This is a genomic window from Streptomyces sp. GC420, assembly GCF_009916105.1.
In the GTDB taxonomy this organism is placed as follows: Bacteria; Actinomycetota; Actinomycetes; order Streptomycetales; family Streptomycetaceae; genus Streptomyces.
This window is the reverse complement of record NZ_JAAAXQ010000078.1, coordinates 1-25,165: the sequence shown is the minus strand read 5'-3', so window position 1 is coordinate 25,165 and position 25,165 is coordinate 1. Positions and strand designations below refer to the sequence as shown.

Genomic DNA, 25,165 nt, shown 5'->3' with positions numbered 1-25,165 from the left:
GGCCGGGCGGACGCCGGGGACGCGGGGGCGGGGGCTCCGGCTGCGGGTCCGCCCCGTACCGCCGCGCGGGCCGCCGCCACGGCGTCACCGGGCGGCACGGCCGGCATCGGCGCATGGGCCTCGGGCCCCGGGGCGTACCCCATTGCGGGTGCCCCGGCGGGCGCGGCCTGGAAGGCACCGGCGCCGCCCCGCTCCAGCCGGTCGAGGCGCGCCTCCACCGAACGTTCGTCGCCGTACGCCGCGGGCAGCAGCACACGCGCGCAGATCAGTTCCAGCTGGAGGCGCGGGGAGGTGGCCCCGCGCATCTCCGTCAGCCCCGTGTTGACCAGGTCGGCCGCCCGGCTCAGCTCGGCGGCCCCGAAGACGGAGGCCTGCGCCTGCATGCGCTCCACCACGTCCGCCGGGGCGTCGATCAGCCCCTTCTCCGCCGCGTCCGGCACGGCGGCGAGGATCACCAGGTCACGCAGCCGCTCCAGCAGGTCGGCGACGAAACGGCGCGGGTCGTTGCCGCCCTCGATGACCCGGTCGACGACCTCGAAGGCCGCGGCGCCGTCGCCCGCCGCGAAGGCGTCCACCACGGAGTCCAGCAGGGAGGCGTCCGTGTAGCCGAGCAGCGCGGTCGCCATGGCGTAGGTCACGCCCTCGTCGCCCGCGCCCGCCAGCAGCTGGTCCATGACCGACATCGAGTCACGCACCGAGCCGGCGCCGGCCCTGACCACGAGCGGCAGCACGCCGTCCTCGACGGGGATCCCCTCGCTGCCGCACACCTCGGCGAGATAGTCCCGCAGGGTGCCGGGCGGGACAAGGCGGAACGGGTAGTGGTGGGTCCTGGAGCGGATGGTCCCGATGACCTTCTCGGGCTCCGTCGTCGCGAAGATGAACTTGAGGTGCTCCGGCGGCTCCTCGACCACCTTCAGCAGGGCGTTGAAGCCCGCCGAGGTGACCATGTGCGCCTCGTCGATGATGTAGATCTTGTACCGGCTGCCCGCCGGCCCGAAGAATGCCTTCTCCCGCAGGTCACGGGCGTCGTCCACGCCACCGTGCGAGGCCGCGTCGATCTCGATCACATCGATCGAGCCCGGGCCGTTGCGCGCAAGGTCCCGGCACGACTGGCACTCGCCGCAGGGCGTCGGCGTCGGGCCCTTCTCGCAGTTCAGGCATCGCGCCAGAATCCGCGCGCTGGTCGTCTTGCCGCATCCACGCGGACCGCTGAACAGGTACGCGTGATTGACCCGGTTGTTGCGCAGGGCCTGCTGGAGGGGTGCAGTGACATGCTCCTGCCCGATGACCTCGGCGAACGACTCGGGGCGGTAGCGGCGGTACAGCGCAAGGGACGACACGCTTACGACGATATCGGGCTCCTGTGACAACCCGGCCCGTCCCGAGACCCCTGGTCCCCGCCGCACGCTCGGCCGCGAGGACGCGGCCCGCGTCTCCGGACTCCCCCGGCCCCCGAGCCCGTGGCCGACGCCGGCAAACGCAAGCGCCCCCCACGCACCCGCCAGAGCCAACCTACCCTTGCTGCCTTCCGGCCCTGGGGGAGTTCAGTCAGATAGCGCCACGTGAGGGGCTCCGCACAGGGTACCCGATTCACGGCCCGGGAACGAGTTCGCGACCACGGCTCCCCGTCATGTAATGTTCCTGGCGGAGGATTCGCCTAGAGGCCTAGGGCGCACGCTTGGAAAGCGTGTTGGGGGCAACCCCTCACGAGTTCGAATCTCGTATCCTCCGCAGCCGCCTGAACGGGCGAAACGAAGAGCCGAGTCACGACCGTGACTCGGCTCTTCGGTGTGGACCGGTTGCATTTTTGGTTGCGATTACAGCCGACATTCAGAACATCTCGGCGAACAGTCAGGCGCACGCCTCCCGCATCCCACGCCACGTGGCCGGTACCGGCCACGTGGCGGAGCCCTACGGAATCTGGCGGTAGACGTCGCGACGGTTACCGCCAGTGGGCGTTGTGCCCTGAGGGTTTGATGTCGAACCCAGTCGCGCCCCCGTCCATCGTCTTCTGGAGTCCGGCGAGGCGGTTGCAGGATGCGCAGAGAGTTCGCCACCGCGATCCGTGAGGCCGAAATCCTCGGCGTACTCGCTCGCGGTGCCCTGTCCGCCTTGGGCATCCATCTGCGGACCGGCGACATGGAGGGGCTGGGCATCGAGTGCCGACGGCTGCTGCCCTCAGCCACCGCGACGGCCCGGATCGGCGCCGACGTCACCGGCACACCGTCCGCGCGGCTGGCCGCACTCCTGGACGCCCTCGCCGACCGGGAGACCAGCGGCACGGCGTCCGTGTGCGGTTCAACGCCAGCAGCGTCCGCCGGGCTCTGGACGCCGGCCATACTCCTGCCGACATCACCGCCGACCCGGCCGCTGTCGCCGCAGGGCCCCTGCCACAGCCGCTGTCGTACCTGATCACTGACACCGCACGCGGCCACGGGCGCGTGCGCATCGCCCCCGCCGCCTGCGTCCTCCACGGCGACGAGCCCGCGCTCCTGGCTGAACTCGCCGCCCACCGCAAGCTCGCCAAGCTTGGGCCACGGCAGCCGGCGCCGACCGTGCCGGTCAGCCGCAGCCCACCCAACACGACTGTCGCCGCACTCCGGGCCGAGGGATACGCCCCCGTCGCCGAGACTGCCGAAGGCACGGTACGGATCGAGAAGACCCGGCCTCAGCGGGCCGCCGCTCCTGTGCCGGCTCCGCGCCGCACCGGCGCCCGAGGCAGCGGCCGGATCGCTGCCACGGGCGTGGCGAAGGCGGCCGCCGCAGTCGACCCGAACATCTTGGCGGCCCAGCTGCTGAAGGCCCCGCCAACGCCTCCCGAACCCGCGCCGTCCGAGGGGGGAGCGGCGTTCGCCACGGACACCGAGGAGATCGTCGCCGGCTGGGCCGAGCACCTTCCGTACAGCGACGTCCGTCAGCTCGCACAAGCCATCGATACCGGTGAACCAATGACCGTCGAGTACGTCGCCACCTCGGGCAACCGGACCGTGCGCACCCTGAGCGCCTCACGCTCGACCCGCCCTACCTGGAAGCCTGGTGCCACCTTCGGGACGCCGAGCGCGTTTTCACCCTCTCCCGCATCCACAGCGTCATGCCCGAATGAGAAGCAAGTTGGTATCGCTGAGGATAGTATCGCCGTCGATACTATCTCTAGCGGGAGACTACCGTGCGTCGATTCATCGGGCGGGACCGCGAGCTGAACGTACTCGGCAACGCCTTGCAGGCTGTTCGCAATGCCGTCGGGTCGGCGAAACCGGGGCAGTGCATCCTCATGCGGGGAAGGCGGCGGGTCGGAAAGTCCAGCCTCGTCGAGGAATTTCTCCGGCGCACCGAAGTGCCGAACCTCTTCTTCACCGCGGCGGGTGGCACGGCGGAGGACGAACTGTCGGAGCTGCTCGACGCCGTCGCCAGATCCACTCTGCCGGAGCGGGAACTGTTCTCGGAGGAGACTCCGGAGCAGTGGAATGCCGCCTTCAGGCTCCTTGCGGAGATCCTGCCCGACGACAGCCCGAGCGTGGTCGTCGTTGATGAGGTCCCGTATCTCATGGACCGCATCGACGCCTTCGAGGGCATGCTCCAGCGGGCATGGGACCGCCTGCTCAGCCGCAAACCCGTACTGCTCCTCCTGGTCGGATCCGACCTGTCCATGATGGAGGCGCTGAACAGCTACGACCGCCCCTTCCATCAGCGGGGCCGGGAGATGGTCGTGGGGCCGCTGAACCCTGCCGACATCGGCGAGATGCTCGGGCTTGAGCCGGCAGCCGCCTTCGATGCCGCCCTGGTCACGGGCGGTCTGCCGCTCATCTGTGCGGAGTGGCGGCCAGGAGCGGATGCCTGGGAGTTCCTCCGCGACTCGCTGGACAACCCGATCTCGGCGCTGCTGGTCTCGGCCGAACGCTCACTGGCCGCCGAGTTTCCACCACAGGCGATGAGCAGGGAGGTCCTGCGGGCCATCGGATCCGGGGAGCGGACCTTCACCAACATCGCGCGCGCCGCCGGCGGCATCGCCCACACCACTCTCACCAGAGCCACGGATGTCCTGACCGAGAAACGAGTCGTGGCCGCCGAGCTGCCCCTCTCACTGCGGCCGTCGAAGGAACGCCGCTACCGGGTGGCCGACCCATACCTGCGGTTCTGGCTCGCGTTTCTGGACCCGCACATGGCGGAGATCGAGCGAATGCGGGGAGATCTCACGCTGAGCCGGATCAAGGAGCAGTGGACGACCTGGCGGGGCCGCGCGATCGAACCCCTCGTCCGGGAATCCCTCGCCCGCCTCCTGCCGGACGGGCTCCTGCCCGCCGCCCCGGCGATCGGCGGGTACTGGACCCGCAGCAACGACGTCGAAATCGACTTGGTGGGCGCCGACCGGCAGCCGGTGGCCAAGCAGTTGCTCTTCCTTGGTTCGGTCAAGTGGCTGGAGAACTCCGCGTTCGACAGCCACGACCTGGCCGCCCTGCAGAAGCACCGGGCAGCGATCACCGACGAGCCGGTACCGCTCGTAGCGGTCTCGCGCAACGGGACCAGTTGTTCCGGGCTCCAAGCGGCGTACGGACCCGAGGAACTGCTCAGCGCCTGGCGAAGGACGTGAGCAAGGGCTGAGTTCATCTCGTTGCAGTTCTGGTTGCGTTCACCTCCGTCCAGCCCAGTCCGGAGGGAGCCGGCCCGAATACTCCGCCGCAGGTCAGAACGTCCCCGGCCCTCGCCGAACCCCCAGGCGAACATTTGGAAAGCGTGTTGGGGGCAACCCCTCACGAGTTCGAATCTCGTGTCCTCCGCAGCCGCCTGAACAGGCGAAACGAAGACCCCGGACCGCCCAGCGGCCCGGGGTCTTCGACGTTCCCTGGCCTCAGGTTTTGTGTCGTTCATTTCCTAAGATTCAAGACATTTACCCGGCTGCCGAGGCTCGGGGATCCGGGTTTCGAGTGTGGTGCCGGGGAACGGGCGTGCCCTTCCCGGCTACGGCAGCGCGCAGCAGGTGTGAGGCCCATGCACAGCCGCACCGCCCAACCGGGCGCCAACCGAGCAAGGCGGTGCGGCCCAACCGTCCCCTCACAGGGACAGAAGGGCGCGGACGCCGCCGCTGAGGCCCCGCGCACGCCCGGAGCGCGCCACTACGATCACCGGTCATGGACTGGCTCGAGCGCACCGCGAAGCTGAGGCAGTGGACAAGAAGCGGGACTCGCGCTCCGCACAAGCCGCTGTTGTTCCTGTACACCCTCGGCCGGTTCCAGCAGGACGAGGCCGGTGAGCTGCGGTACAGCGCGGTGGAGGACGACCTCAAAGAGCTGCTGGCCGAGTACGGCCCGCCCCACAGGACGACGCCCGCCTACCCGTTCCACCACCTGGTGAGCGACGGGGTGTGGGAGGTGCGCACCGACCGCGGACCGGGCAGCCCCGGCACCGCCGTACGGGAGCTGCGGGCGGCGGGCGCCACCGGACGGCTGGCACCCGGCCTGCGGACGGCGCTGCGGCGGGAACCTTCACTGCTCGGCCGCGTGGCGCGGGTCCTGCTCGACCTCAACTTCCCGCCCTCCCTGCACGACGAGCTGTGCCAGGCCGTCGGTCTGGCACTGGAGCCGGTGGAGACCGGACGGCTCTCGGTCGCACGGAGGCAGCGGGACCGGCGGATGCGTGAACTCGTACTGACCGCCTACGAATACCAGTGCGCCTTCTGCGGCTACGACGGCAGGATCGGTCCGGTACCGGTCGGACTGGAAGCCGCGCATGTCCGCTGGTGGGCGTTCGACGGCCCCGACGACGTCGACAACGGGCTGTGCCTGTGCTCGCTCCACCACAAGCTCTTCGACAAGGGGGTGCTCGGCATCGGCGACGACTGCCGGATACTGGTGTCACAGCGGTTCGTCGGCAGCAGCCGCGCCGCCCGGGAGCACGTCATAGCACTCGCCGGCCGTCCGCTCACAGGGCCTCAGCCCGGTGCCCGCCCCGTCGCGGAGGCCCACCGCTCCTGGCACACCAGCCAGGTCTTCCACGGCAGCCCGCGCCCCGCCACCGCCGCCTGAGCGGCCACCGCCGCGAAACGGAGCCGGCGGCGCACGGATGAGTGGGCCGCGTTGGATTCCGTGTGCTCCGGTTCGGTTCCGTGCGGCATTGGCGCATTGGCGCAGTACGGTCGTTGTCGTACGGCTCTTCGAAGAACGGTGTGATCGGCAAGATGGACATGGAACAGCGCGTATTCGGCAGGACGAATCAGAAGGTCTCCGTCGTCGGGCTGGGCACCTGGCAGCTGGGGGCCGACTGGGGTGACGTGCGCGAGGAGGACGCCCTCGCCGTGCTGGACGCCGCCGTCGAGAGCGGGGTGACCTTCTTCGACACCGCCGATGTGTACGGGGACGGGCGCAGCGAGCAGCTCATCGGACGGTATCTGCGCGGCAGGCCGGACGCGGACATCATGGTCGCCACGAAGATGGGCCGCCGGGTGGAGCAGGACCCGGCGCTGTTCACCCTGGACAACTTCCGTGCGTGGACCGACCGCTCGCGCGCGAACCTCGGAGTGGACACCCTGGATCTGGTGCAGTTGCACTGCCCGCCCACTCCCGTGTTCTCCTCGGACGCGGTCTTCGACGCGCTCGACACCCTGGTCGAGGAGCGGCGGATCGCCGCGTACGGCGTGAGCGTGGAGACCTGTGAGGAGGCGCTGACGGCGATCGCACGGCCCGGCACGGCCAGCGTGCAGATCATCTTCAACGCCTTCCGGCTGAAGCCGCTGGAGAAGGTGCTGCCTGCCGCCGCCGAAGCCGGGGTGGGAATCATCGCGCGGGTGCCGCTGGCGAGCGGTCTGCTGTCGGGGAAGTACACCAGGGAGACGGTCTTCCCGGCGGACGACCACCGCACCTACAACCGGCACGGCGAGTCCTTCGACCAGGGCGAGACCTTCTCCGGCGTCGACTTCGAGTCGGGGGTGGAGGCGGCCGTGGAGTTCGCGGGCCTCGCCCCCGAGGGAGCCACCCCGGCGCAGACCGCCCTGCGCTGGATCATCCAGCAGCCGGGAGTCTCCACGGTCATCCCGGGTGCCCGCTCCCCCGAGCAGGCGCACGCCAACGCGGCGGCGGCCGCGCTGCCGCCGCTGTCCGGGGCGACGCTGGAAGCGGTACGGGACCTCTACGACCGGCGTATCCGGGCGCAGGTCCACCACCGCTGGTAGAACCGCACCACCGCTGGTAGGAACCGCACCACCTCCGGTCCCGCGTCCGCGACCGCGCCCCGCGCCCGCCGGCGACCGCCCTCGCCGCGCGCGGGGCGCGACCTCGCCCGGCGCGGGGGCAAAGGCCCGGCAGGCGCCCGCCGTTACGCCGTTCGCCCACCGCCGGCTGGCGCCCGCGCCACCGCGCAGCATCCTCGGACTCAGGGGGTGAGGCGTGACGCAGCGACCGAGCGGGGCGGAGTCGGACGTGGGACAGGAACCGGAGCGGAGGCACAGGCGCCGGGCCGGGCCGGGCACCGGAACCCGGACCGGGCAGGACACCGGAGCACCGGGGTGCTCGTTGGCCTGGAGCGCCGCGGTGCTCGTGGTCGGCGCCCTGGTCGTGACGTTCTTCCTGCTGCCCGACGAATCGTTCGGCCCGCACCGGCCCACGCTCAGCTGGAGCGCCTTCATCGTCGCGCTGTGCCTGATCGCCGCGCTGCTGCTCAGACAGATCAGGAATGTCCTGACGGACCGGGAGGACAGCCACCCCGGGCTGGTCATCCCGCTGCTGATCTGTCTGTCGGTGCTGGTCTTCGCCTCCGCCTACCTGGCGATGTCGAAGGCGCCGGGCGAGTTCCCGGGGCTGAACACCCGGCTGGACGCGCTCTACTTCACGATGGTCACGCTGGCGACGGTCGGGTACGGGGACATCGTTCCGCACGGTCAGACGGGACGGCTGGTGGTGATCGTGCAGATCTCCTACAGCTTCGTCTTCCTGACGGCCGCAGCCACGGCCCTGTCGCGGGCCGTGCAGAGGAAGGTGCGGCAACCGGACCATGCGGTCCGTACGGAGGAAGGTACGGGCCGGTGAGAATCCGGCCGGCCAGGAGCCGGCTGGACCATGAGCCCCCGGAAGCTCCACGATCAGCCCATGAACACCGAAAGCGCGGACGCCGCGGCACGCTCCTTCCTGATCCTCCACGGGTGGCAGAACCACCGGCCCGAAGGGCACTGGGAGCACTGGCTCGCCCGCGAACTGACCCGGCTCGGTCACCGGGTTCACTACCCGCAGCTGCCCGACCCCGACGACCCGGACCTGGACACCTGGCTCGCCGAGCTGGAGCGGCACCTGGCCGCGCTGCGCGAAGGCGGGACCAGGCCCACGAACGACAGCGGTGAGCGGGTCGTTGTCTGCCACAGTCTCGCCGTACTGCTCTGGCTGCACGCCATCGCCCGCTCGACGCCGGACATCGACGTCGACCGGGTGCTGCTGGTCTCCCCGCCGTCCGGCCCGGTCACCGCCCAGTACCCGGAGATCGCGGGGTTCGCCCTGTCGGAGCCGGCCCGCTCCGGCCCCGCCGGCACCCGGATCAGGCTCGTCGCCGGCGACAACGACCCGTACTGTCCGGAGGGCGCCGCCGTGGTCTACGGCGGGCCGCTCGGCCTCGACACGGATGTCGTGCCCGGCGGCGCCCATCTCGACCTCGAAGCGGGCTACGGACCGTGGCCGTCGGTCCTCGCCTGGTGCCTGGACCCGTCGGTGCGTGTCACGGGCAGGGTCGCCGGCGGCCCGGAGTGAGCGGGACGGAGTGAGCGGGACGCGGCGAGCCGGCGCCGACGGGGTGACCGGCGGTGAGTGACCGGCGGCGGGTGATCGGCGGCGGGTGATCGGCGGAACGTCACCCGCCCCCTGCCTGATCGTCGCGCAGCCACCGCCTGACGTGCGGCCCGCCGGGGCCGAGGCGATGATCGGAACCATGGACATCCCTCTTCGGCTCGCCCAGCAGCCGGAAGCCGACGAACTGCTTGGCCGCAGCCCCCTGGCGGCCCTCGTCGGCATGCTGCTGGACCAGCAGATCCCCATGGAGTGGGCGTTCACCGGCCCGTACACCATCGCGGAACGCATGGGCGGCCACGACCTCGACGCGCACGAGATCGCGGCGTACGACCCCGAGAGCTTCGCCGACCTGCTCTCCGCCAAGCCCGCCGTACACCGCTACCCGGGCTCGATGGCCAACCGGATCCAGCAGCTGTGCCAGTACCTCGTCGACCACTACGAGGGCGACGCGGCCGCCGTCTGGCGGGACACGGGCAACGGCGACGAACTCCTGGAACGCTTGCAGGCGCTGCCCGGTTTCGGCAGACAGAAGGCCCAGATCTTCCTCGCGCTGCTGGGCAAGCAGTTCGGCGTGCGCCCGACGGGATGGCGCGAGGCGGCGGGGGACTACGGCAAGGCCGGTTCCTACCGTTCGGTGGCGGACATCACCGGTCCGGAGTCGCTGGCGAAGGTGCGGGCGCACAAACAGGAGATGAAGCGACAGGCGAAGGAGGCGAACGAGGCGAAGCGGCCCGGGGACGGCGGCACGGGGAAATGAGAGCCCCCGCGGGACCAGAGGGGCCGGCTCGGGCCACGGCGTGACGGCGGTCTCGCTTGCGCGCGCCGGACGGCGCGGGATCCTCGTTGTAGAGCCGTTCGGAGTTTCCCTCCGGTACGGCGGCCCCCGGCTGTGCTCGCGCGGAACGGGGCGGTGCCGACGTCGCCCGTTGCTGCCGTCGGCGTAACGGAGCGGCCGACAGGGCTACCCGTATAGAGCTGACTTCGCGCGAACACTGCCTGACTCAGGGCGCGGGCGTCCACATATGAGACGAAGATCGCGATTTCCCCTCACCCCTGCAGGAAGGTTCCCTGTGAGCGTTCTGCCCCGGAGAGTCATGGCCGGCCTGGCCGCCGCCCTCACCGCCCCGCTGCTGCTCGCCGCCGCCCCGTCCGCCACCACCACGGCCACCGGCGACGGCCACCCCGGTCACCACCGCGACCCGGCCCGGCACGCGGCCGAGCTGGCCGGGGAACTGGTCGCGGAGTCGTCCGCCAGGGACGGCAGGCGGCACCTGCGGATGCTGCAGGCCCTGGCGGACGCCAACGGCGGCAACCGGGCCGCCGGCACGCCCGGCCACGAAGCCTCCGCCGCGTACGTCCACAAACTGCTCAAGAGGGCGGGGTACGAGGTCTCCTACCAGCCCTTCGAGTTCACCTACCTCGAAACGCTCGCCGAGGAGCTCGCGGTCGTCTCGCCCAAGGCCCGCGACATCGACATCGTGGCCATGTCGTACACGAAGAACACCCCTGAGGGCGGCATCCGTGCCCCCCTCGCGCCCGTGTCCACCGGGAACGACGCCACACCGGGCTGCGAGGCGGGCGACTACGCCGCCGGCGCCTACCGCGGCAAGATCGCGCTGATCCGGCGCGGCGGCTGCTCCTTCACCGTCAAGCAGGAGGCCGCCGCCAGGGCCGGCGCCGTCGCCGCGGTCATCCACAACAACACCCGGGGACCGCTGCACGGCACCCTCGGAGAGGCGGGGGCCGCCCGCATCCCGACCGGCGGCATCACCCGCGAGGAGGGCCGGGCGCTCGCGGCCGAGGCGGCCAAGGGCACGGTCACGGTCTCCCTGGAGATCCGTCAGCTTCAGGAGCGGCGCAGGACCCGCAATGTCATCGCGGAGACCCGCGGCGGCGACCCCGGCACCACCGTGGTGCTCGGCGCCCATCTGGACTCGGTCACCGAAGGACCCGGCATCAATGACAACGGCTCCGGCTCGGCCGGGCTGCTCGAGGTGGCCCTGGAACTCGCCGAGGCGCACCCCGACCCCGCCAACAAGGTGCGCTTCGCCTGGTGGTCGGCGGAGGAGCTGGGCCTGCTGGGATCCGAGGAGTACGTCTCGCGGCTGACGAAGCGGGAGAGGGAGCAGATCCGGCTCTATCTGAACTTCGACATGATCGCCTCCCCCAACTACGGCCTGTTCGTGTACGACGGCGACGACTCGGACCAGGCCGGGGCCGGCCCCGGCCCCGAGGGCTCCGCCCAGCTGGAACGGGACATCACCGACTTCCTCGACAGCCGGGGGCTCCCGCACGAGGGCACCGACTTCTCCGGCCGCTCCGACTACGGCCCGTTCATCGAGGTCGGCATCCCCGCCGGCGGCACCTTCACCGGCGCGGAGGGCATCAAGACCGCCGAGCAGGCGGCGAAGTTCGGCGGCACCGCTGGGCTCGCCCTCGACCCCTGCTACCACAAGGCCTGCGACGACATCGGCAACATCGACATGAGGGCGTTCGGCATCAACATCGATGTCATCGCCAACGCCGTCGGCACCTACGCGTACGACCTCAGCTCGCTCACCGAGCCCGTCGCGTCGGTCCTCACCGGCGCCGGGGCGGGCAAGGGCGGCGGGCTGCACGACGACGACGGCCCCGGCATCGCGACCGGGTAGGGCCGCCCCCGTGAAACCCGGGGGCGCGGGCCCGTGCGGGTCCCGGCGCCCCCGGAGCGCGGGACGACACGCCCGGCGGGCGGGCGGACCGGCCCCGAGCACCGGCCCAGAGACCCCCGGCCCGGGTCGGCGGGAGGAGCCCGCGGGGCGGTCCGGCGGGACGACCCGCCACCGGCCCGCCGGACCGCTCGCCGAACGGCCCCCAGGACGGATCCGGACCGTGCTGGGGTCCGCGTCTGTCGGCGCCCGATCAGCGGAAGCACAGGTTCCGCTCATCCGTCCCTCCTGTTTTGTCGCTCATTGCGACCTTTGAGCTCGGCCGTCATGGCTGCGCCCGGAAGCGGTTGAACGGTAGGCTTTCCGTGTGATCTTCAAGCGCATCGGAAACGGGCGGCCGTACCCCGCTCACGGCCGGGAAAGCACCCGGCAGTGGGCGGATGTCGCGCCACGCCCGGTCCGCCTCGATCAGCTGGTGACGACCAAGGGGCAGCTGGACCTCGAAACCCTGCTCGCCGAGGACTCCACGTTCTACGGCGACCTCTTCGCGCACGTCGTGAAGTGGCAGGGCGATCTCTACCTGGAGGACGGGCTGCACCGCGCGGTGCGCGCCGCACTCCAGCAGCGCCAGGTGCTGCACGCACGCGTGCTCGAATTGGACTGAACGACTGGCTTTTCCGTTCGATCCGGCGCTGCCAATGATCATTTAGTAGGCATCGGCACCCCGCGGCACTACGCTGCGCCCATGAGCATGCTGACGCCCCCCGGCATGGGCGGTAAGTACCGCATCACCGGCAACGCCTACCCGCGCATGCGCCGCCCCCGGCGCCGTCGCAAGATCCTGCTCGGCGGGCTGGCCGCGATCGTGGCCCTTGGCCTGGCCGGCTGGGGAACGCTGCAGCTCATCGATATCTTCGGCGGCGAGGAACAGACCGTGCGGACCGCCTCGGGCAGCGCCTGCCGGACCCCCTCGCCGTCCGCGAGCTCCGCGACGAAGGCCCGCGCCCTGCCGAAGCCGTCCCAGATCACGGTGAACGTCTTCAACGCCACGCCGCGCAGCGGGCTGGCGAAGGAGACCGCGGACGAACTGAAGAAGCGCGGCTTCAAGATCGGCGAGGTCGGCAACGCGACGGCCGAGTACGACAAGAAGGTCAAAGGCACCGGGATACTCCTCGGCGCCCCTGAGGCTCAGGAGGCTGTGCTGCCGGTGCTGGCCACCCAGTTGGCAGGCGCCGGGCTCAAGGCCGACGCGCGCAAGGGCAAGGACGTCGACCTGATCATCGGCAGCGCGTTCACCTCGCTCGCCAAGAAGGCCGTGGCGGACAAGGCCCTGGCGGCCCTGGCCGAGCCCTCCCCGGCCCCGCTGCCGAGCGGCTGCTGAGGCGCGCGGCGAACCGGGCGGTGGCCAAGAGGCGCGAGGCTCTCGGGCTTCGCGGCGAACCGGGCGCGCGGGCACCGGACCAGCCCGCCGCCCGCGCGGTGCCCGTGGCGGCCGCGGTCGGCCACCAGCGGCCGGGCACCGGGCCACGTCCAGGTCCCCATGTCCACGGCGTCGCATGTCCACGGCGTCACATGTCCAAGGGGCGGAGCCGAGGCAGTCGGGCCCCGGCTCCGGCGTGGAGCGCTGAGGCGGAGCCACCGGCCCTGAGCCGCGGCGCCGGGCGCCCGCCAAGCCGGGGGCGAGAGGCCCGGAGCCAACAGCCCGGGGCCTGGCGCCCCAGGGGCCCGGGGCCCAGCGCCGGGTCAGCCCGCCGTGCCGTACATGCGGTCGCCCGCGTCGCCGAGCCCGGGCACGATGTAGCCCTGCTCGTTGAGACGCTCGTCGACGGCGGCCGTGACCACCGTGACCGGCGACCCCGCCAGCTCCCGCTCCATGAACTCCACGCCCTCGGGCGCCGCGAGCAGGCAGATGGCCGTCACGTCGTCCGCGCCCCGCGCGATCAGTTCGTTGATCGCCGCGACCAGCGTCCCGCCCGTGGCGAGCATCGGGTCGAGGACGTACACCTGGCGCCCCGACAGGTCCTCCGGCATCCGGGTGGCGTACGTCGAGGCCTGCAGCGTCTCCTCGTCCCGGATCATGCCGAGGAAGCCCACCTCGGCGGTGGGCAGCAGCCTCACCATGCCGTCCAGCATGCCGAGGCCGGCCCGCAGGATCGGCACCACCAAGGGCCTCGGGTGGGACAGGCGCACCCCGGTCGTCGAGGTGACCGGGGTCTCGATGTCGACCTGCTCGGTGCGCACATCGCGGGTCGCCTCGTACGCGAGCAGGGTCACCAGCTCGTCGGCGAGCCGCCGGAAGGTGGGGGAGTCGGTGCGCGTGTCGCGCAGCGTGGTGAGTTTGTGCGCCACCAGCGGGTGGTCGACGACATGGATCCGCATGGCCACCACAGTAGCCGGGGCCGGATCACGCATCACTCTGGCATCAAACCCGCCGGTGGAGGGAATCTGGTGTCGTACGAACCCAGCGTGGGGTGGTGGGCCGATGCAGGACCGGGACGGAAACGGCGAAGGGCTCTCGGCCGAGGAGCAGGAGGCCGAGCGCAGGCGGCGGCGCGCCCAGTTCCTGCGGGAGCTGAACGAGGCCAAGGCGCTGCGCGAGCGGGTGCAGCCCCGGCGCGCCCGGGCCGCCCGGATGCGTCAGGCCATGCGTATGCGCACCTTCCGCTGGTGAACCGCCCCCTGTCGAGGGCCCGCCCGCCGGCCCGTCCGCGGCCCGCTCGGTGGCGTGTGACCTGCGGGGCGGCAGGGACGCCCCCTGCGGGGTCACACATGCGGCCGGTGGGGAAGCGGGGTGGGATCCCCGCTGGACTGGTGCACGACGCAAGAGCGGAAGACCTCTCGTGAAGGCTTGGTTTCTGCCACGATTCCGAGTGGGCGGGGCCAGGAGCAGCGAGCAAGCGGCCGCTCCCCCTCCCCAACCTCGGCCGGGGGGACCCCCAACCGGCACGCCTATGACCAGTGGGAGAGTCACGGTGTACTTCGCCGCACTGCTCGCGCGCACCGAAGACGGGTGGGAAGCGAGCGATACAGAGCTCGACAATGTGGAGACCTTGACGGATCTGGCCGACCTGGCCCGTGAACACTCGGTCGACGAGGACACAGTGCTGGCCCTCATCGAGCAGGAGGACGCCTGGTTCGCGGTCGTCCGGGTGGACGGCGAGGAAGACCCTCGCATCTTCGTCTCGGACGCGGCCACGGCCGCCCGCAGTTCGTACGGGGCGATGCTCACCGACGAGCTGCTCGGCCGGGACGAGGACGACGGCGACGACCTGGACGCGCTCGACCTCGACGGCACGGAGGACGGGGAGCCCGAACCGGACGACGACGAGGACGGTGGCGGCCCGGCCGCTTCGGTGGTGCCCGCGGGCCCGCTGGGCGACCCGGAGCTGCTGGCCGACCTCGGGGTCTCCGAGAAGGAACTCCTCGCCCTGGACGGAGACGCGCTCACCTCGATCGCCGACTCGCTGGGCGTCGCGGAGGAACTGGAGGCCGTGCGCTGACACTGGTCGTATGACAGGCCGAATGACAGCAGACCCGGGCCCCGTGCATGACCCCGTTGATCCCGTCCGGGACCAGTGGCGGGCGCCCATGCGCCTCGCCCTCGAAGAGGCCGGGAGTGCGGCGCGGGCCGGCGAGGTGCCGGTCGGCGCCGTGCTGCTGGGCCCGGACGGCTCGGTCCTGGCGACCGGTCACAACGAGCGCGAGGCGACGGGCGATCCGACGGCGCACGCCGAGGTCCTCGCGATCCGCCGTGGCGCACGCGGGCTCGGGGACGGCCGGTGGCGCCTGACGGGCTGCACCCTGGTGGTGACGCTGGAGCCGTGCACGATGTGCGCGGGCGCGATCGTGCAGTCCCGGGTGGACCGGGTGGTGTTCGGGGCGCTCGACGAGAAGGCGGGCGCCGCGGGTTCGCTCTGGGACCTGCTGCGGGACCGCAGGCTCAACCACCGGCCCGAGGTGATCCAGGGCGTGATGGCGGACGAGTGCGCCGCACTGCTCACCGCCTTCTTCCGCGGGCTCTGAGGTCTCGCCGGGGGCTGGAGCGAACTCTCGGCGAGCCCTCCTGAGGGAGCCCCGGGCCGGGCGGACACCAGGGCCGGAGGGCGTGGGGAACCGGTGACGGTCACCGGTTTCCCGTCCCTGACACGATATGGATTTCGGAGCACGGCCCACCTTGGGCTAAGCTCTCTCCCGGTAGCGTGTCCGAGCGGCCGAAGGAGCTCGCCTCGAAAGCGAGTGTGGCGCAAGTCACCGAGGGTTCAAATCCCTCCGCTACCGCAGGTAGACGAAGGGCCCGGTCCGGTGGACCGGGCCCTTCGTGGTTCTCCGTCCAACGTGGCCGGCCCCGCTCGCCCCCGCCGAGCCCGGCCAGGCTCGGACGGCTCGACGGCCCGGCGCCCCGGCTATGGAGTGGGGAGGGGCGTGGCGACGACGACCGGCTGTTCGGCCCCGTCCGCGACGAGCCTGGCGGGTCCCGGGCGCAGGTGCTCGGGGACGGTCGCCCTCCAGGTGATCCGGCCCGGCGGGCCCTCGTCGGCGGACCGCGCGTCCTCCTGACCCAGCCGCCACTCCCGCTGACCCTGCCTCAGAACGAGGGTCACGTCCCTCCTCGGGGTCGTGGCCCCGCGCTCGCCGGCGGAGCAACCGAAGCCCGTGGAATCCCCCGTGTCGTCGCATCCCTCCATGAAACAAACCCCCTCGACCGTGAGGGTCTCGCCGGCACGGACCTCCGGCGTGCCGTCCCCACCGGCCCTTACCCGCAGCTCGGGGCCCACGCAAATGCCGTTCGCCCCCTCGGCGGGCACCAGGACGGCCGCCGCCAGCACCAGCAACGCGAGGGTGCCCTTGCGCCCGAGCGCCCAGCCGTGTCGAGCCACTTCGTTCCCCCAGCTGTCGCCCATCGGATCCTCCCCTCGGACGAGCCACCACTGGTCACGGTTCCCCGGCGCTCCCCGTCCGGCCCGGGGAAGCCCTTCGTGGTTGAACCTTTGTGCGGTTAGACTCTCGCGACCGTTGGAGGGGACCCTTAGGGGGACCGGCACAGGAGGCCGCAGGGATGGGGATGGCCCAGGCGAAGAAGATCGCGCTCTACATGCTTCTGGTCTTTGTGGTGTACTCGATCATCACCGCCCCCCAGCGTTCGGCCGAACTGGTCGGGATAGGGTTCGAGGGCATTTCGGACGCCGCCAAGGGCGTCGGTGACTTCATGTCCGCACTGGTGGACTGAGGACTGGGAAGCCCGAGGGAGTAGTACACGTGATCCGGCATCTTGTCCTGTTCAAGCTCAACGAGGGCGTCACGCGCGACGAGCCCCGCGTGCAGGCCGGCGCGAAGGCGTTCGAGGAGCTCGGCGCGCTGGTCCCGGAGCTGGAGTTCTGGGAGTGCGCCTGGAACATCACGGACCGGCCCATCGCCTACGACTTCGCCATCAACTCGGCGGTCTCCGACCGTGACGCCCTCAAGCGGTACATAGAGCACCCTGCCCACCAGGCCGCGGCCGGACAGTGGCGCGAGTTCGCCACCTGGGTGATCGCCGACTACGAGGTCTGACCCCCTCCCGTCCTCCGCCCCTTCCCTTGATCCGTACGGGTCACGGCCCCTCTCCCTGTCCAGGGCGGGGGGCCGTGTCGTCCCCTGCGCTCAACTGTCCGTCAACACGGCGTTATCGGGTGCTTGCACACAGTGCACATGTCTTGTGATGCTATGACCGCTTTTGACGGACTAGTGACCAAGGACCTGAAGGGGTGGCGAGACCGTGACGGCCAGCACCGCGCCCGAAGCCGCGCCGCCCCAGCAAGAGCGGTCGTCTCGGGGCGCGGACACCCGGGCCCTCACCCAGGTGCTGTTCGCCGAACTGTCGAAGCTGGAGCCGGGCACGCCGGAGCACGCGCGGGTGCGCGGGGCGCTGATCGAGGCGAACCTGCCGCTCGTGCGCTACGCGGCCGCCCGCTTCCGGAGCCGCAACGAGCCGATGGAGGACGTCGTCCAGGTCGGCACGATCGGGCTGATCAACGCCATCGACCGGTTCGATCCCGACCGGGGCGTCCAGTTCCCCACCTTCGCCATGCCCACGGTCGTGGGCGAGATCAAGCGGTACTTCCGCGACAACGTGCGGACCGTCCACGTCCCCCGGCGGCTGCACGAGCTGTGGGTCCAGGTCAACGGCGCCACCGAGGACCTGACGGTGCTGCACGGCCGGCAGCCGACCACCGCCGAGATCGCCGAGCGGCTGCGCATCAGCGAGGAGGAGGTGCTCGCCTGCATCGAGGCCGGCCGCTCGTATCACGCCACTTCGCTGGAGGCCGCCCAGGAGGGCGACGGCATGCCGGGGCTGCTCGACCGGCTCGGCTACGAGGATCCCGCGCTGGCGGGGGTCGAGCACCGCGACCTCGTGCGCCATCTCCTCGTACAGCTGCCCGAGCGCGAGCAGCGCATCCTCCTGCTGCGCTACTACAGCAACCTGACGCAGTCGCAGATCAGCGCCGAGCTCGGCGTCTCCCAGATGCATGTCTCACGTTTGCTGGCCAGAAGCTTCGCGCGGCTGAGATCCGCAAATCGGATCGAGTCGTAACCCTCAGGGGTGGAACCCCAGTTCAGGGGTTGCCGACAGAAAAGCCGCAGAACCGCCTTTTCCTGCGCGGCTTTGTCGACTTGGCGCTACATGGTGTTGCCGACATGTGACATTCTTCCGGAAGCGCGTTTGCCGCAGCCTCGGCGCCGGTATTCAGGTGGAGGCTGCGTTCCTCCGACGGGAGCGTCCGCCGCGACCGTCCGCGACCTCAAGGGGGTGGCATGTCCGTAGAACAGGGCAGCTCGAAGGTGCTCATCGACGACGCGCCCGTCGTCGACGCACCCGAAGCGCTTGTCATCAGCGACGCCATCGACACCCGCACCCTGTCCCGCTCCCTGTTCCTGCGGCTCGCCGCCCTCGACAAGGACAGCCCCGAGCGGACGTATGTGCGAGACACGCTTATCGAGCTCAATCTCCCCCTGGTGCGGTACGCAGCCGCCCGGTTCCGCAGCCGCAACGAGCCGATGGAGGACATCGTCCAGGTCGGCACGATCGGCCTGATCAAGGCGATCGACCGGTTCGACTGCGAGCGGGGCGTGGAGTTCCCGACCTTCGCGATGCCGACCGTCGTGGGGGAGATCAAGCGCTTCTTCCGCGACACCTCGTGGTCGGTGCGGGTGCCGCGCCGGCTCCAGGAGCTGCGGCTGGCGCTGACCAAGGCGAGCGACGAGCTGTCGCAGAAGCTGGACCGCTCCCCGACCGTGCCCGAACTCGCCGCGGTACTCGGCGTGTCGGAGGAGGACGTCGTCGACGGCCTCGCCGTGGGCAATGCCTACACCGCCTCCTCCCTGGACTCCCCCTCGCCCGAGGACGACGGCGGCGAGGGCTCGCTCGCCGACCGCCTCGGCTACGAGGACAGCGCCCTCGAGGGCGTCGAGTACCGCGAGTCGCTCAAGCCGCTGCTGGCGAAGCTCCCGCCGCGCGAGCGCCGGATCATCATGCTCCGCTTCTTCGCCAACATGACCCAGTCGCAGATCGGCGAGGAGGTCGGCATCTCCCAGATGCACGTCTCCCGGCTGCTGACCAGGACCCTGGCCCAGCTGCGCGACGGGCTCATCTCCGACTGAGCCTCGAAACTCGGCTCTCCGCCGCCCGCACCCTTCATATTTGACGTATCGTCAGCCACACTGGCGCGATGCGGAGACGTCACTCGGCGTTCGGCCGCCGGGGCGCGATGACAGGCGCCTCGGCGGTCGCGCTGTATCTGCTGCTGGCCGGCTGCGGGTCCGGCGGCTCGGGGCGCGACGGCTACGCGGCGGTGGGCGCAGGCCCCGGCGCGGGAACGCCGGAGTCCGTACGCCCCACGGGAGAGGTGGAGTTGATCCCGCTCGACGGCGACGGCACCGCCGACGCCGCGCCCCGGCACGGGAACGGAGACGGAACCGCAGGCGCGGTCGGCGGCAGCGACAGCGGACCCGGCGGAACACCCGGCGGCGAGACGGACGGCCGCGGCTCCACCGTCCCCGGCGGCGGTACGGACGGTACGGACCCCGGGCAGGCGGCCCACGAGGGCGGCCCGTCCTCTCCCGGTGACCGGACACCGTCCCCGGGCCCCTCGCAGCGGCCCGGCGGCACGGAGACCGGCCCGGGCTCCTCGCCGGCCCCTGCCCCGGGGCCGGCCGTGCTCACGGTGGGCGCGCCCGTCCTGGCGGACGCCGCCCAGCGGTGGTGCGAAAAGGTGACCGTGGAGTTCCGCAACACCGGTGGTTCACCGGCGACTTCGGGCACGGTCACCTTCGGGACGCACATCATCGGCGCCCTCGGCGTCGACTGGGCGACGATCCCTCAGACGCGGGACCTGCCCGCACCGATCGCCGCCGGGAGCCGGACCGAGCGGACCTGGACCCTGTGCGTGGAGTCCTGGCGGGTTCCGCTGGGCATGCATGTCGACACCCTGGACGTCACCGCCGTACTGGATTAGTAGGGGCGCCGGGGAGACCGCCGAAGCGGCGGGGACCGCCGGGGCGGGTCCGGCCGGAGGGAGCGGTTCAGCTCAGGGCGAGCCAGGCCACGGCGGCGAGCACCACGATGACGGCGATCACTCCGGCGATCACTCCGACGCGCGGACCGCCGCCCTGCGTGGCCGCCGTCGGGCGGGGCTCCTGGGGCGCGCCCTCGTCGACGAAGGCGCGGAACATCTGGGTGCTGCCCGCCGGGTCGTAGTTGCCGTTGCCCTCGGGGCCCTGGGGGGCGTGGGGGTTGTGTGCCATGGGGCAGGACCCTAGCGAAGTCGGAGCGGGCACCACACCCCCGGGCCCCCGGACCCGGACGGGGCCACTGCCTGTTTTGCCATCGCTTTACCGTGCTTGGCCCCGCTTTTATTTGCCTTCAGCAACCAACCATCTATGGTTGCCTTAAGCAACCGATGGAAGGGGGTGCTCCGATGGCGCGGCCCAGCCAGTACGAGGAACTCGCCAGGCTGCTCAGCGGCATCGGCGCGGTCAAACGTGATCTCGCCAGAGTGCTGCCCCACGACTGCCCGCCCGGGGCCTCCGTCGTACTCGTCCTGCTGAACCGCCACGGCGCGATGCGGATGAGCAGGCTCGCCGAACTGATGGCCATCGACATGTCGGTGACCAGCAGACATGTGGCACATGTGGCCGACCGCGGCTGGGTGGCGCGCGAGCCCGACCCCTGCGACGGGCGGTCGCGGATCCTCCGCCTCACCGAGACCGGCTCGCGGCAGCTGACCCGGATCACCGACCTCTACTCGCAGGCGCTCGCCAGAACGCTGCGGGACTGGTCCGACGAGGAGGTCGGACGGCTCAACGAGATGCTCGCGCGGCTTCGGGACAGCTTCGGCGACTGCCGGGCACGGCACGCCCGCCCGGACGAGCACGCCGGCACCGGGCCGGCCGGTGGCAACGACGACGATCACGGCGGCGCCGGGCTCCCCGCTCGGACCCCGCCCGGGACCCGTACACCCGCGTAAGACAGGAAAAGGATTCAGATGCCCACCACCACACCAGCCGGTGTGCGGGACGACGCCAGGCCCGCCGAGGCCGAGGCACCCATGACCCACCGGCAGATCATGGAGGCGCTGTCCGGGCTGCTGCTCGGCATGTTCGTCGCGATCCTGTCGTCGACGATCGTCTCCAACGCGCTGCCGGAAATCATCGCCGACCTGCACGGCGACCAGTCGGCGTACACCTGGGTCGTCACGGCCGCCCTGCTGTCGATGACCGCGACCACCCCCTTGTGGGGGAAGCTCGCCGACCTGTTCAGCAAGAAGCTGCTGGTGCAGATGGCACTGCTCATCTACGTGCTCGGCTCCGCCGCGGCCGGCCTCTCCCAGAACACCGGCCAGCTGATCGCCTTCCGCGCCGTCCAGGGCATCGGCGTCGGCGGCCTCACGGCTCTGGCGCAGGTCATCATGGCCGCGATGATCTCCCCGCGCGAGCGCGGTCGCTACAGCGGCTATCTCGGCGCCGTCTTCGCCGTCGCCACCGTCGGCGGGCCGCTGCTCGGCGGCGTCATCACCGACGTCTCGTGGATGGGCTGGCGCTGGTGCTTCTACGCCGGTGTGCCGTTCGCGGTCCTCTCCCTGATCGTGCTGCAGAAGACCCTGCACCTGCCCGTGGTGAAGCGCCGGGTCAAGGTCGACTGGGCCGGCGCCTTCTTCATCGCGGCGGCCGTCTCGCTGCTCCTGGTCTGGGTGACCTTCAGCGGTGACAAGTACGACTGGCTGTCCTGGCAGACCGGGGTGATGGTCGGCGGCGCCGTGCTGCTCGGCCTGGTCTTCCTGGCCGTGGAGTCCCGGGCGAGCGAGCCGATCATCCCGCTGCGGCTGTTCCGCAACCGGACGATCTCGCTGGCGTCGGCGGCCTCGCTGTTCGTCGGCATCGCGATGTTCGCGGGCACGATCTTCTTCAGCCAGTACTTCCAGCTCGCCCGCGACAAGTCGCCGACCATGTCCGGCGTGATGACCATCCCGATGATCGCGGGCCTGTTCCTCTCCTCGACCGTCTCCGGGCTGATCATCACGAAGACGGGCAGGTGGAAGGCCTGGCTGGTCGCCGGAGGTGTGCTGGTCACGGCAGGACTGGGGCTGCTGGGCGGCATACGCTACGACACCCCCTACTGGCACCTCGCCTGCTACATGGCGGTCATGGGCCTGGGCATCGGCATGATGATGCAGAACCTGGTCCTCGCCACCCAGAACCAGGTCGCCCCGCAGGACCTGGGGGCCGCCAGCTCCGTCGTCACCTTCTTCCGCTCGCTCGGCGGCGCGGTCGGCGTCTCCGCGCTCGGCGCGGTGCTCGGCAACCGTGTCACCCACTACGTGGAGGAAGGTCTCGCCGCCCTCGGCCCGAAGGGCCGGGCCATGGGCCAGAACGCCACGGCGGGCGGCACGATCCCCGACATGGACACCGTCCCCGAGCCGTTCCGCACCGTCCTGGAGAGCGCGTACGGGCACGGAGTCGCGGACGTCTTCCTGTTCTCGGCGCCCGCGGCGCTGGTGGCCCTCCTGCTGACCCTGTTCATCAAGGAGGTCGCGCTGAAGACCCGGCCGGGCTCGGCGCCCGCCGCGGCGACGGCACCCGCTGCCGTTGCCGCGACGGCGGCGGCGACCGGGCCGGCGCACGGCGGCGCCGACGCGGTGGCGGCCGTCGGCACGGACCATGTCCGCGGCGACGGACTCGCCGAGCGTGGCGAGTAGTTGAAGCCCCGGGCGCGCTCCGAGCGGAGGCGCGCCCGGTCGGGGCGGCCCCGGTCGGCGGGGTGGGCAGGGGACGGCCCGCCCCACCGGCCGGGGCCGCAGGCGCGGTGCCGGACGGGAGCCGTGCGGGGGCACGGGCGAGCATCCCGGCCGTGCGGGGGCACGGGGCCGCAGGCGCGGTGCCGGACGGGAGCCGTGTGGGGGCCCCGGCGAGCACCCCGGCCGTGCGGGGGCACGGGCGAGCATCCCGGCGGTGCGGGGTGCCGGGGAGTAGGGTGCGGCCATGGCCCGTACGATCGCGACCAACACCTCCGTCTCCCTCGACGAGCTGCTGGAATTCGTCCGCCCCAGGCACCGGGCGGTCCTGCTCACCACCCGCTCCGACGGCCGCCCCCAGGGCTCCCCGCTGACCTGCGGTGTCGACGACTCCGGCCGGATCGTGGTCTCCACCTACCCGGAGCGCGCCAAGACCCGCAACGCCAAGCGCGACCCGCGCGTCAGCGTCATCGTGCTCAGCGACGACTGGAACGGGCCCTGGGTCCAGATCGACGGCTCGGCCGAGGTCATTCGACGTCCCGGAGTCCGTGGAACCGCTCGTCGAGTACTACCGCAACATCTCGGGCGAGCACCCGGACTGGGAGGAGTACCGCGCCGCGATGGTCGAACAGGGCAAGTCGATCATCCGCATCACCCCGGAACGCTGGGGTCCGGTCGCCACGGGCGGCTTCCCGGCACGCCTTGCGGAGCACTGAGCCGAGGGCCCAGGACCCCCGGACACCGGACACCGGACTTCCGGTCGGGGCTCCCGGGCCCGGGGCGGCGGCGAGGCCCCCAGGACGTCAGGAAGCCGCCGGCCCGGACCGGGAGCTCATGGCCTCGATTCCGGCAATCAGGAGCTCCAACGCGAAGGTGAAGTCGCGTTCGCGCATCTCCTCCACAGTGTCGCCGCCGCGCGCCTCCATCAGGTCCGTCGCGGAGGCGAAGTGGCGTGCGAAGCGCGGTTCTTCGCGGATCGTGCCCATCGCGTCGCGGAAGTACTCGTCCTGGCTGACGCCCGCCGCCGCACAGCGCTGGACGAAGTGGCCCTCGATCGTGCCGAACCCGTAGACGAACTGGAAGACGGCGGAGAGACCGCCCATCCGGCCGTGCGGCGGGAGCCCGGTTCTGCGCATGACCTGCTGCACGCAGAGGGAGAAGGCCATGGCGTGCGGGCCGATGTTGAGGAAGGTGCCGGCGAGGGGCGAGACCCAGGGGTGGCGTACCAGCAGGGCCCGGTAGCCGGTGGCGAGTGCCCGGAGCTGGTCGCGCCAGTCGGCCGTGTCGTCCTCCGGGTCGGGGAGGGCGAGCTCGCCGAAGGCGGCGTCGAGGGCGAGTTCGAGGAGGTCGTCCTTGGTGTCGACGTACCAGTAGACGGACATCGCGGTCACGTTCAGTTCGGCGGCGAGCCTTCGCATGGAGAACCTGGCGAGGCCTTCGGCGTCGAGCAGGCGTACCGTCGCCGCCGTGATGCGGTCGCGGTCGAGCCCGCCGGGGCCGCTGCCGGAGCCCGGCCCCTCACCCTGTCCTTCGCCCGGTGCCCGGACCGCCGTCCGAGCCTCGGCCGGGGCCTGGGCCTGCGAGTGGGAGTGGTTGCGTCGCCTGGGCGCCTTCTCCTCCAGCCATACGCTGGCCCGTGCCGGACGACTGGCACGGTCGGCTGCCCTCACCATGGCGCACCTTCCTGGAGGTCTCGTACCGAAAGCGGACGGGTGACACCCCCGATGCTAAGGGGCTAGGAACGTTCCGCGCGGCGCAGCAGCGCCGCCGCGAGCAGTCCGCCGAGCAGTACGGCGGCCGCGCCCACCAGCTGGCTGGCCTCCACGCCCGATGCGAAGGCGGCCTCGACGCGCGCCCGCTCGGCGTCGGAGCCGGCGGCGGCCAGCGCCGCGGGGAGCGAACTCGCCGTCACCGGTACGAGTGCCGCGAAACGCGAGTTGAGCACCGCTCCGAGCACGGCGACCCCGAGGCCGCCCGGCGGCGAACCCGAGTGCGTTGACGGCGGCCCAGATGCCGATGGCCCTGGCCCGTTCCTTCTCGTCGAAGATCTGGATGACGACGGCGAGGGTGGTGGTGAGCAGCAGCGCACCGCCGATGCCCATGCCGGCGCGTGCGGCGATCAGCTGGCCGGTGGACCGGGCGCGTGCGGCGGCGAACGAGCCGAGGCCGAAGAGCGCCAGGCCGGTCAGGAGCATTCTCCTGCGCCCGTAGCGGTCGGCGGCGCTGCCCGCGCTCAGCAGCAGTCCCGACTGGACCAGCGCGTACGCGTTGATCACCCACTGGATGTCGGCGGTGGAAGCCCCCAGGTCCGTGGTGAGGGTGGGGATGGCGACGTTGAGGATCGTGTTGTCGAGGATCACGACCAGCTGGGCGAGGCAGATCACCCCGAGGATCAGCCAGCGCCGCGGATGGCGGCGAGCCCGAAGTGTGGCTGGGCAGCGCGGACATGATGCACCGTAACCTCGACCGCCGTATCGAGGCGCTGGTC

General features: G+C 71.4%; 24 protein-coding genes, 2 tRNA genes, 1 other RNA gene and 4 pseudogenes. 24 read left to right on the top strand and 7 right to left on the bottom strand.

The annotated features are described in order from the left end of the window. Together GUY61_RS12715 and ffs are read right to left on the bottom strand one after the other, a co-directional pair. A partial coding sequence (locus tag GUY61_RS12715; RefSeq protein ID WP_166630220.1) for a DNA polymerase III subunit gamma and tau occupies positions 1-1,340 on the bottom strand: 1,340 nt, incomplete at its 3' end. A 136-nt stretch (positions 1,341-1,476) separates the two neighbouring features. Further along, an RNA gene (gene ffs, locus GUY61_RS12710) (signal recognition particle sRNA small type) lies at positions 1,477-1,575 on the bottom strand. 71 nt (positions 1,576-1,646) lie between these two features. Between ffs and GUY61_RS12705 the strand changes: the two genes are divergently transcribed. The 11 genes and pseudogenes from GUY61_RS12705 (at position 1,647) to GUY61_RS12655 (ending at position 12,791) form a co-directional block, all read left to right on the top strand. Continuing rightward, positions 1,647-1,731: transfer RNA gene (locus GUY61_RS12705), tRNA-Ser, on the top strand. 318 nt (positions 1,732-2,049) lie between these two features. Continuing rightward, positions 2,050-3,103, top strand: a pseudogene (locus tag GUY61_RS12700) (helicase-associated domain-containing protein); the annotation flags it as partial. A gap of 63 nt (positions 3,104-3,166) precedes the next feature. Further along, positions 3,167-4,588 carry an ATP-binding protein gene (locus GUY61_RS12695; protein WP_166630219.1) on the top strand — a complete coding sequence of 474 codons (1,422 nt, stop codon included), beginning with the start codon at positions 3,167-3,169 and terminating at the stop codon, positions 4,586-4,588. Between the two features lie 538 nt (positions 4,589-5,126). Further along, positions 5,127-6,020 carry a phosphorothioated DNA-binding restriction endonuclease gene (locus GUY61_RS12690; protein ID WP_166630218.1) on the top strand — a complete coding sequence of 298 codons (894 nt, stop codon included), beginning with the start codon at positions 5,127-5,129 and terminating at the stop codon, positions 6,018-6,020. A 158-nt stretch (positions 6,021-6,178) separates the two neighbouring features. Continuing rightward, positions 6,179-7,162, top strand: coding sequence for an aldo/keto reductase (locus GUY61_RS12685; protein WP_166630227.1), 984 nt, complete (start codon positions 6,179-6,181; stop codon positions 7,160-7,162). A gap of 340 nt (positions 7,163-7,502) precedes the next feature. Further along, positions 7,503-8,015, top strand: coding sequence for a potassium channel family protein (locus tag GUY61_RS12680; RefSeq protein ID WP_243766398.1), 513 nt, complete (start codon positions 7,503-7,505; stop codon positions 8,013-8,015). A gap of 60 nt (positions 8,016-8,075) precedes the next feature. Beyond that, positions 8,076-8,723 (top strand): alpha/beta hydrolase, encoded by a 648-nt coding sequence (locus tag GUY61_RS12675; protein WP_166630217.1) that lies wholly within the window; start codon positions 8,076-8,078, stop codon positions 8,721-8,723. 178 nt (positions 8,724-8,901) lie between these two features. Continuing rightward, positions 8,902-9,519: an HhH-GPD-type base excision DNA repair protein gene (locus GUY61_RS12670; protein WP_166630216.1), complete on the top strand. Its 618-nt coding sequence runs from the start codon at positions 8,902-8,904 to the stop codon at positions 9,517-9,519. A gap of 337 nt (positions 9,520-9,856) precedes the next feature. After that, on the top strand, positions 9,857-11,413 hold the full coding sequence (locus tag GUY61_RS12665; protein ID WP_166630225.1) for a M28 family metallopeptidase: 1,557 nt from the start codon (positions 9,857-9,859) through the stop codon (positions 11,411-11,413). A gap of 364 nt (positions 11,414-11,777) precedes the next feature. After that, complete coding sequence (locus GUY61_RS12660; RefSeq protein ID WP_166630215.1) at positions 11,778-12,074, top strand: type II toxin-antitoxin system VapB family antitoxin; 297 nt, start codon at positions 11,778-11,780, stop codon at positions 12,072-12,074. Positions 12,075-12,155: 81 nt separating this feature from the next. Further along, positions 12,156-12,791 (top strand): LytR C-terminal domain-containing protein, encoded by a 636-nt coding sequence (locus GUY61_RS12655; RefSeq protein WP_243766397.1) that lies wholly within the window; start codon positions 12,156-12,158, stop codon positions 12,789-12,791. A gap of 362 nt (positions 12,792-13,153) precedes the next feature. On the opposite strand, the gene upp is transcribed toward GUY61_RS12655, so the two are convergent. Next, positions 13,154-13,789, bottom strand: coding sequence for a uracil phosphoribosyltransferase (gene upp / locus GUY61_RS12650; protein ID WP_166630214.1), 636 nt, complete (start codon positions 13,787-13,789; stop codon positions 13,154-13,156). A 103-nt stretch (positions 13,790-13,892) separates the two neighbouring features. On the opposite strand from upp, the gene GUY61_RS12645 reads away from it, so the two are divergent. The 4 genes from GUY61_RS12645 to GUY61_RS12630 all read left to right on the top strand — a co-directional run bounded on the left by GUY61_RS12645 (position 13,893) and on the right by GUY61_RS12630 (position 15,688). Beyond that, a complete protein-coding gene (locus GUY61_RS12645; RefSeq protein WP_166630213.1) occupies positions 13,893-14,081 on the top strand; it encodes a hypothetical protein in 189 nt (62 codons plus the stop codon). Positions 14,082-14,382: 301 nt separating this feature from the next. Beyond that, a complete protein-coding gene (locus tag GUY61_RS12640) occupies positions 14,383-14,910 on the top strand; it encodes a hypothetical protein (protein WP_166630223.1) in 528 nt (175 codons plus the stop codon). Positions 14,911-14,932: 22 nt separating this feature from the next. Then, positions 14,933-15,433 carry a tRNA adenosine(34) deaminase TadA gene (tadA, locus tag GUY61_RS12635; RefSeq protein ID WP_166630212.1) on the top strand — a complete coding sequence of 167 codons (501 nt, stop codon included), beginning with the start codon at positions 14,933-14,935 and terminating at the stop codon, positions 15,431-15,433. A gap of 170 nt (positions 15,434-15,603) precedes the next feature. After that, positions 15,604-15,688, top strand: a tRNA-Ser gene (locus GUY61_RS12630). Positions 15,689-15,813: 125 nt separating this feature from the next. Here the strand turns inward: GUY61_RS12630 and GUY61_RS12625 are convergent. Continuing rightward, positions 15,814-16,311: a hypothetical protein gene (locus GUY61_RS12625; protein ID WP_166630211.1), complete on the bottom strand. Its 498-nt coding sequence runs from the start codon at positions 16,309-16,311 to the stop codon at positions 15,814-15,816. A gap of 155 nt (positions 16,312-16,466) precedes the next feature. Between GUY61_RS12625 and GUY61_RS12620 the strand changes: the two genes are divergently transcribed. The 5 genes from GUY61_RS12620 to GUY61_RS12600 all read left to right on the top strand — a co-directional run bounded on the left by GUY61_RS12620 (position 16,467) and on the right by GUY61_RS12600 (position 19,902). Next, a complete protein-coding gene (locus GUY61_RS12620) occupies positions 16,467-16,637 on the top strand; it encodes a hypothetical protein (RefSeq protein WP_166630203.1) in 171 nt (56 codons plus the stop codon). A gap of 29 nt (positions 16,638-16,666) precedes the next feature. Then, on the top strand, positions 16,667-16,960 hold the full coding sequence (locus tag GUY61_RS12615; protein ID WP_166630210.1) for a Dabb family protein: 294 nt from the start codon (positions 16,667-16,669) through the stop codon (positions 16,958-16,960). Positions 16,961-17,165: 205 nt separating this feature from the next. Continuing rightward, positions 17,166-17,981, top strand: coding sequence for an RNA polymerase sigma factor SigF (locus GUY61_RS12610; RefSeq protein ID WP_166630209.1), 816 nt, complete (start codon positions 17,166-17,168; stop codon positions 17,979-17,981). Between the two features lie 221 nt (positions 17,982-18,202). Next, entirely contained in the window at positions 18,203-19,048 is an 846-nt protein-coding gene (locus tag GUY61_RS12605) for an RNA polymerase sigma factor SigF (RefSeq protein WP_166630208.1), read from the top strand. Between the two features lie 68 nt (positions 19,049-19,116). Beyond that, positions 19,117-19,902, top strand: coding sequence for a hypothetical protein (locus tag GUY61_RS12600; RefSeq protein WP_166630207.1), 786 nt, complete (start codon positions 19,117-19,119; stop codon positions 19,900-19,902). Positions 19,903-19,969: 67 nt separating this feature from the next. On the opposite strand, the gene GUY61_RS12595 is transcribed toward GUY61_RS12600, so the two are convergent. After that, the gene (locus GUY61_RS12595; RefSeq protein WP_166630206.1) at positions 19,970-20,191 is read right to left on the bottom strand and encodes a hypothetical protein; all 222 of its coding nucleotides are present in this window, start codon (positions 20,189-20,191) and stop codon (positions 19,970-19,972) included. 173 nt (positions 20,192-20,364) lie between these two features. On the opposite strand from GUY61_RS12595, the gene GUY61_RS12590 reads away from it, so the two are divergent. The 3 genes and pseudogenes from GUY61_RS12590 to GUY61_RS12580 all read left to right on the top strand — a co-directional run bounded on the left by GUY61_RS12590 (position 20,365) and on the right by GUY61_RS12580 (position 23,393). Beyond that, complete coding sequence (locus GUY61_RS12590; protein WP_166630205.1) at positions 20,365-20,913, top strand: MarR family winged helix-turn-helix transcriptional regulator; 549 nt, start codon at positions 20,365-20,367, stop codon at positions 20,911-20,913. Between the two features lie 18 nt (positions 20,914-20,931). Next, complete coding sequence (locus tag GUY61_RS12585; protein WP_243766396.1) at positions 20,932-22,641, top strand: MDR family MFS transporter; 1,710 nt, start codon at positions 20,932-20,934, stop codon at positions 22,639-22,641. A gap of 283 nt (positions 22,642-22,924) precedes the next feature. After that, a pseudogene (locus GUY61_RS12580) lies at positions 22,925-23,393 on the top strand (PPOX class F420-dependent oxidoreductase). Positions 23,394-23,480: 87 nt separating this feature from the next. On the opposite strand, the gene GUY61_RS12575 reads toward GUY61_RS12580, so the two are convergent. Both GUY61_RS12575 and GUY61_RS41840 read right to left on the bottom strand, forming a co-directional pair. Next, positions 23,481-24,350 carry a TetR/AcrR family transcriptional regulator gene (locus tag GUY61_RS12575; RefSeq protein ID WP_166630204.1) on the bottom strand — a complete coding sequence of 290 codons (870 nt, stop codon included), beginning with the start codon at positions 24,348-24,350 and terminating at the stop codon, positions 23,481-23,483. Between the two features lie 300 nt (positions 24,351-24,650). Continuing rightward, positions 24,651-25,073: pseudogene (locus GUY61_RS41840) on the bottom strand (MFS transporter); the annotation flags it as partial. An 11-nt stretch (positions 25,074-25,084) separates the two neighbouring features. Between GUY61_RS41840 and GUY61_RS41835 the strand changes: the two are divergent. After that, positions 25,085-25,165 (top strand): annotated as a pseudogene (locus GUY61_RS41835) (hypothetical protein); the annotation flags it as partial.

What these genes read in the sequence shown, in the direction of transcription:
- GUY61_RS12690 (WP_166630218.1), top strand. Translation starts at nt 5,127, where the DNA reads ATGGACTGGCTCGAGCGCACCGCGAAGCTGAGGCAGTGGACAAGAAGC.
- GUY61_RS12685 (WP_166630227.1), top strand. Translation starts at nt 6,179, where the DNA reads ATGGAACAGCGCGTATTCGGCAGGACGAATCAGAAGGTCTCCGTCGTC.
- GUY61_RS12675 (WP_166630217.1), top strand. Translation starts at nt 8,076, where the DNA reads ATGAACACCGAAAGCGCGGACGCCGCGGCACGCTCCTTCCTGATCCTC.
- GUY61_RS12670 (WP_166630216.1), top strand. Translation starts at nt 8,902, where the DNA reads ATGGACATCCCTCTTCGGCTCGCCCAGCAGCCGGAAGCCGACGAACTG.
- GUY61_RS12665 (WP_166630225.1), top strand. Translation starts at nt 9,857, where the DNA reads ATGGCCGGCCTGGCCGCCGCCCTCACCGCCCCGCTGCTGCTCGCCGCC.
- GUY61_RS12655 (WP_243766397.1), top strand. Translation starts at nt 12,156, where the DNA reads ATGAGCATGCTGACGCCCCCCGGCATGGGCGGTAAGTACCGCATCACC.
- upp (WP_166630214.1), bottom strand. Translation starts at nt 13,789, where the DNA reads ATGCGGATCCATGTCGTCGACCACCCGCTGGTGGCGCACAAACTCACC.
- GUY61_RS12645 (WP_166630213.1), top strand. Translation starts at nt 13,893, where the DNA reads ATGCAGGACCGGGACGGAAACGGCGAAGGGCTCTCGGCCGAGGAGCAG.
- tadA (WP_166630212.1), top strand. Translation starts at nt 14,933, where the DNA reads ATGACAGCAGACCCGGGCCCCGTGCATGACCCCGTTGATCCCGTCCGG.
- GUY61_RS12625 (WP_166630211.1), bottom strand. Translation starts at nt 16,311, where the DNA reads ATGGGCGACAGCTGGGGGAACGAAGTGGCTCGACACGGCTGGGCGCTC.
- GUY61_RS12620 (WP_166630203.1), top strand. Translation starts at nt 16,467, where the DNA reads ATGGGGATGGCCCAGGCGAAGAAGATCGCGCTCTACATGCTTCTGGTC.
- GUY61_RS12605 (WP_166630208.1), top strand. Translation starts at nt 18,203, where the DNA reads ATGTCCGTAGAACAGGGCAGCTCGAAGGTGCTCATCGACGACGCGCCC.
- GUY61_RS12600 (WP_166630207.1), top strand. Translation starts at nt 19,117, where the DNA reads ATGCGGAGACGTCACTCGGCGTTCGGCCGCCGGGGCGCGATGACAGGC.
- GUY61_RS12595 (WP_166630206.1), bottom strand. Translation starts at nt 20,191, where the DNA reads ATGGCACACAACCCCCACGCCCCCCAGGGCCCCGAGGGCAACGGCAAC.
- GUY61_RS12590 (WP_166630205.1), top strand. Translation starts at nt 20,365, where the DNA reads ATGGCGCGGCCCAGCCAGTACGAGGAACTCGCCAGGCTGCTCAGCGGC.
- GUY61_RS12585 (WP_243766396.1), top strand. Translation starts at nt 20,932, where the DNA reads ATGCCCACCACCACACCAGCCGGTGTGCGGGACGACGCCAGGCCCGCC.
- GUY61_RS12575 (WP_166630204.1), bottom strand. Translation starts at nt 24,350, where the DNA reads ATGGTGAGGGCAGCCGACCGTGCCAGTCGTCCGGCACGGGCCAGCGTA.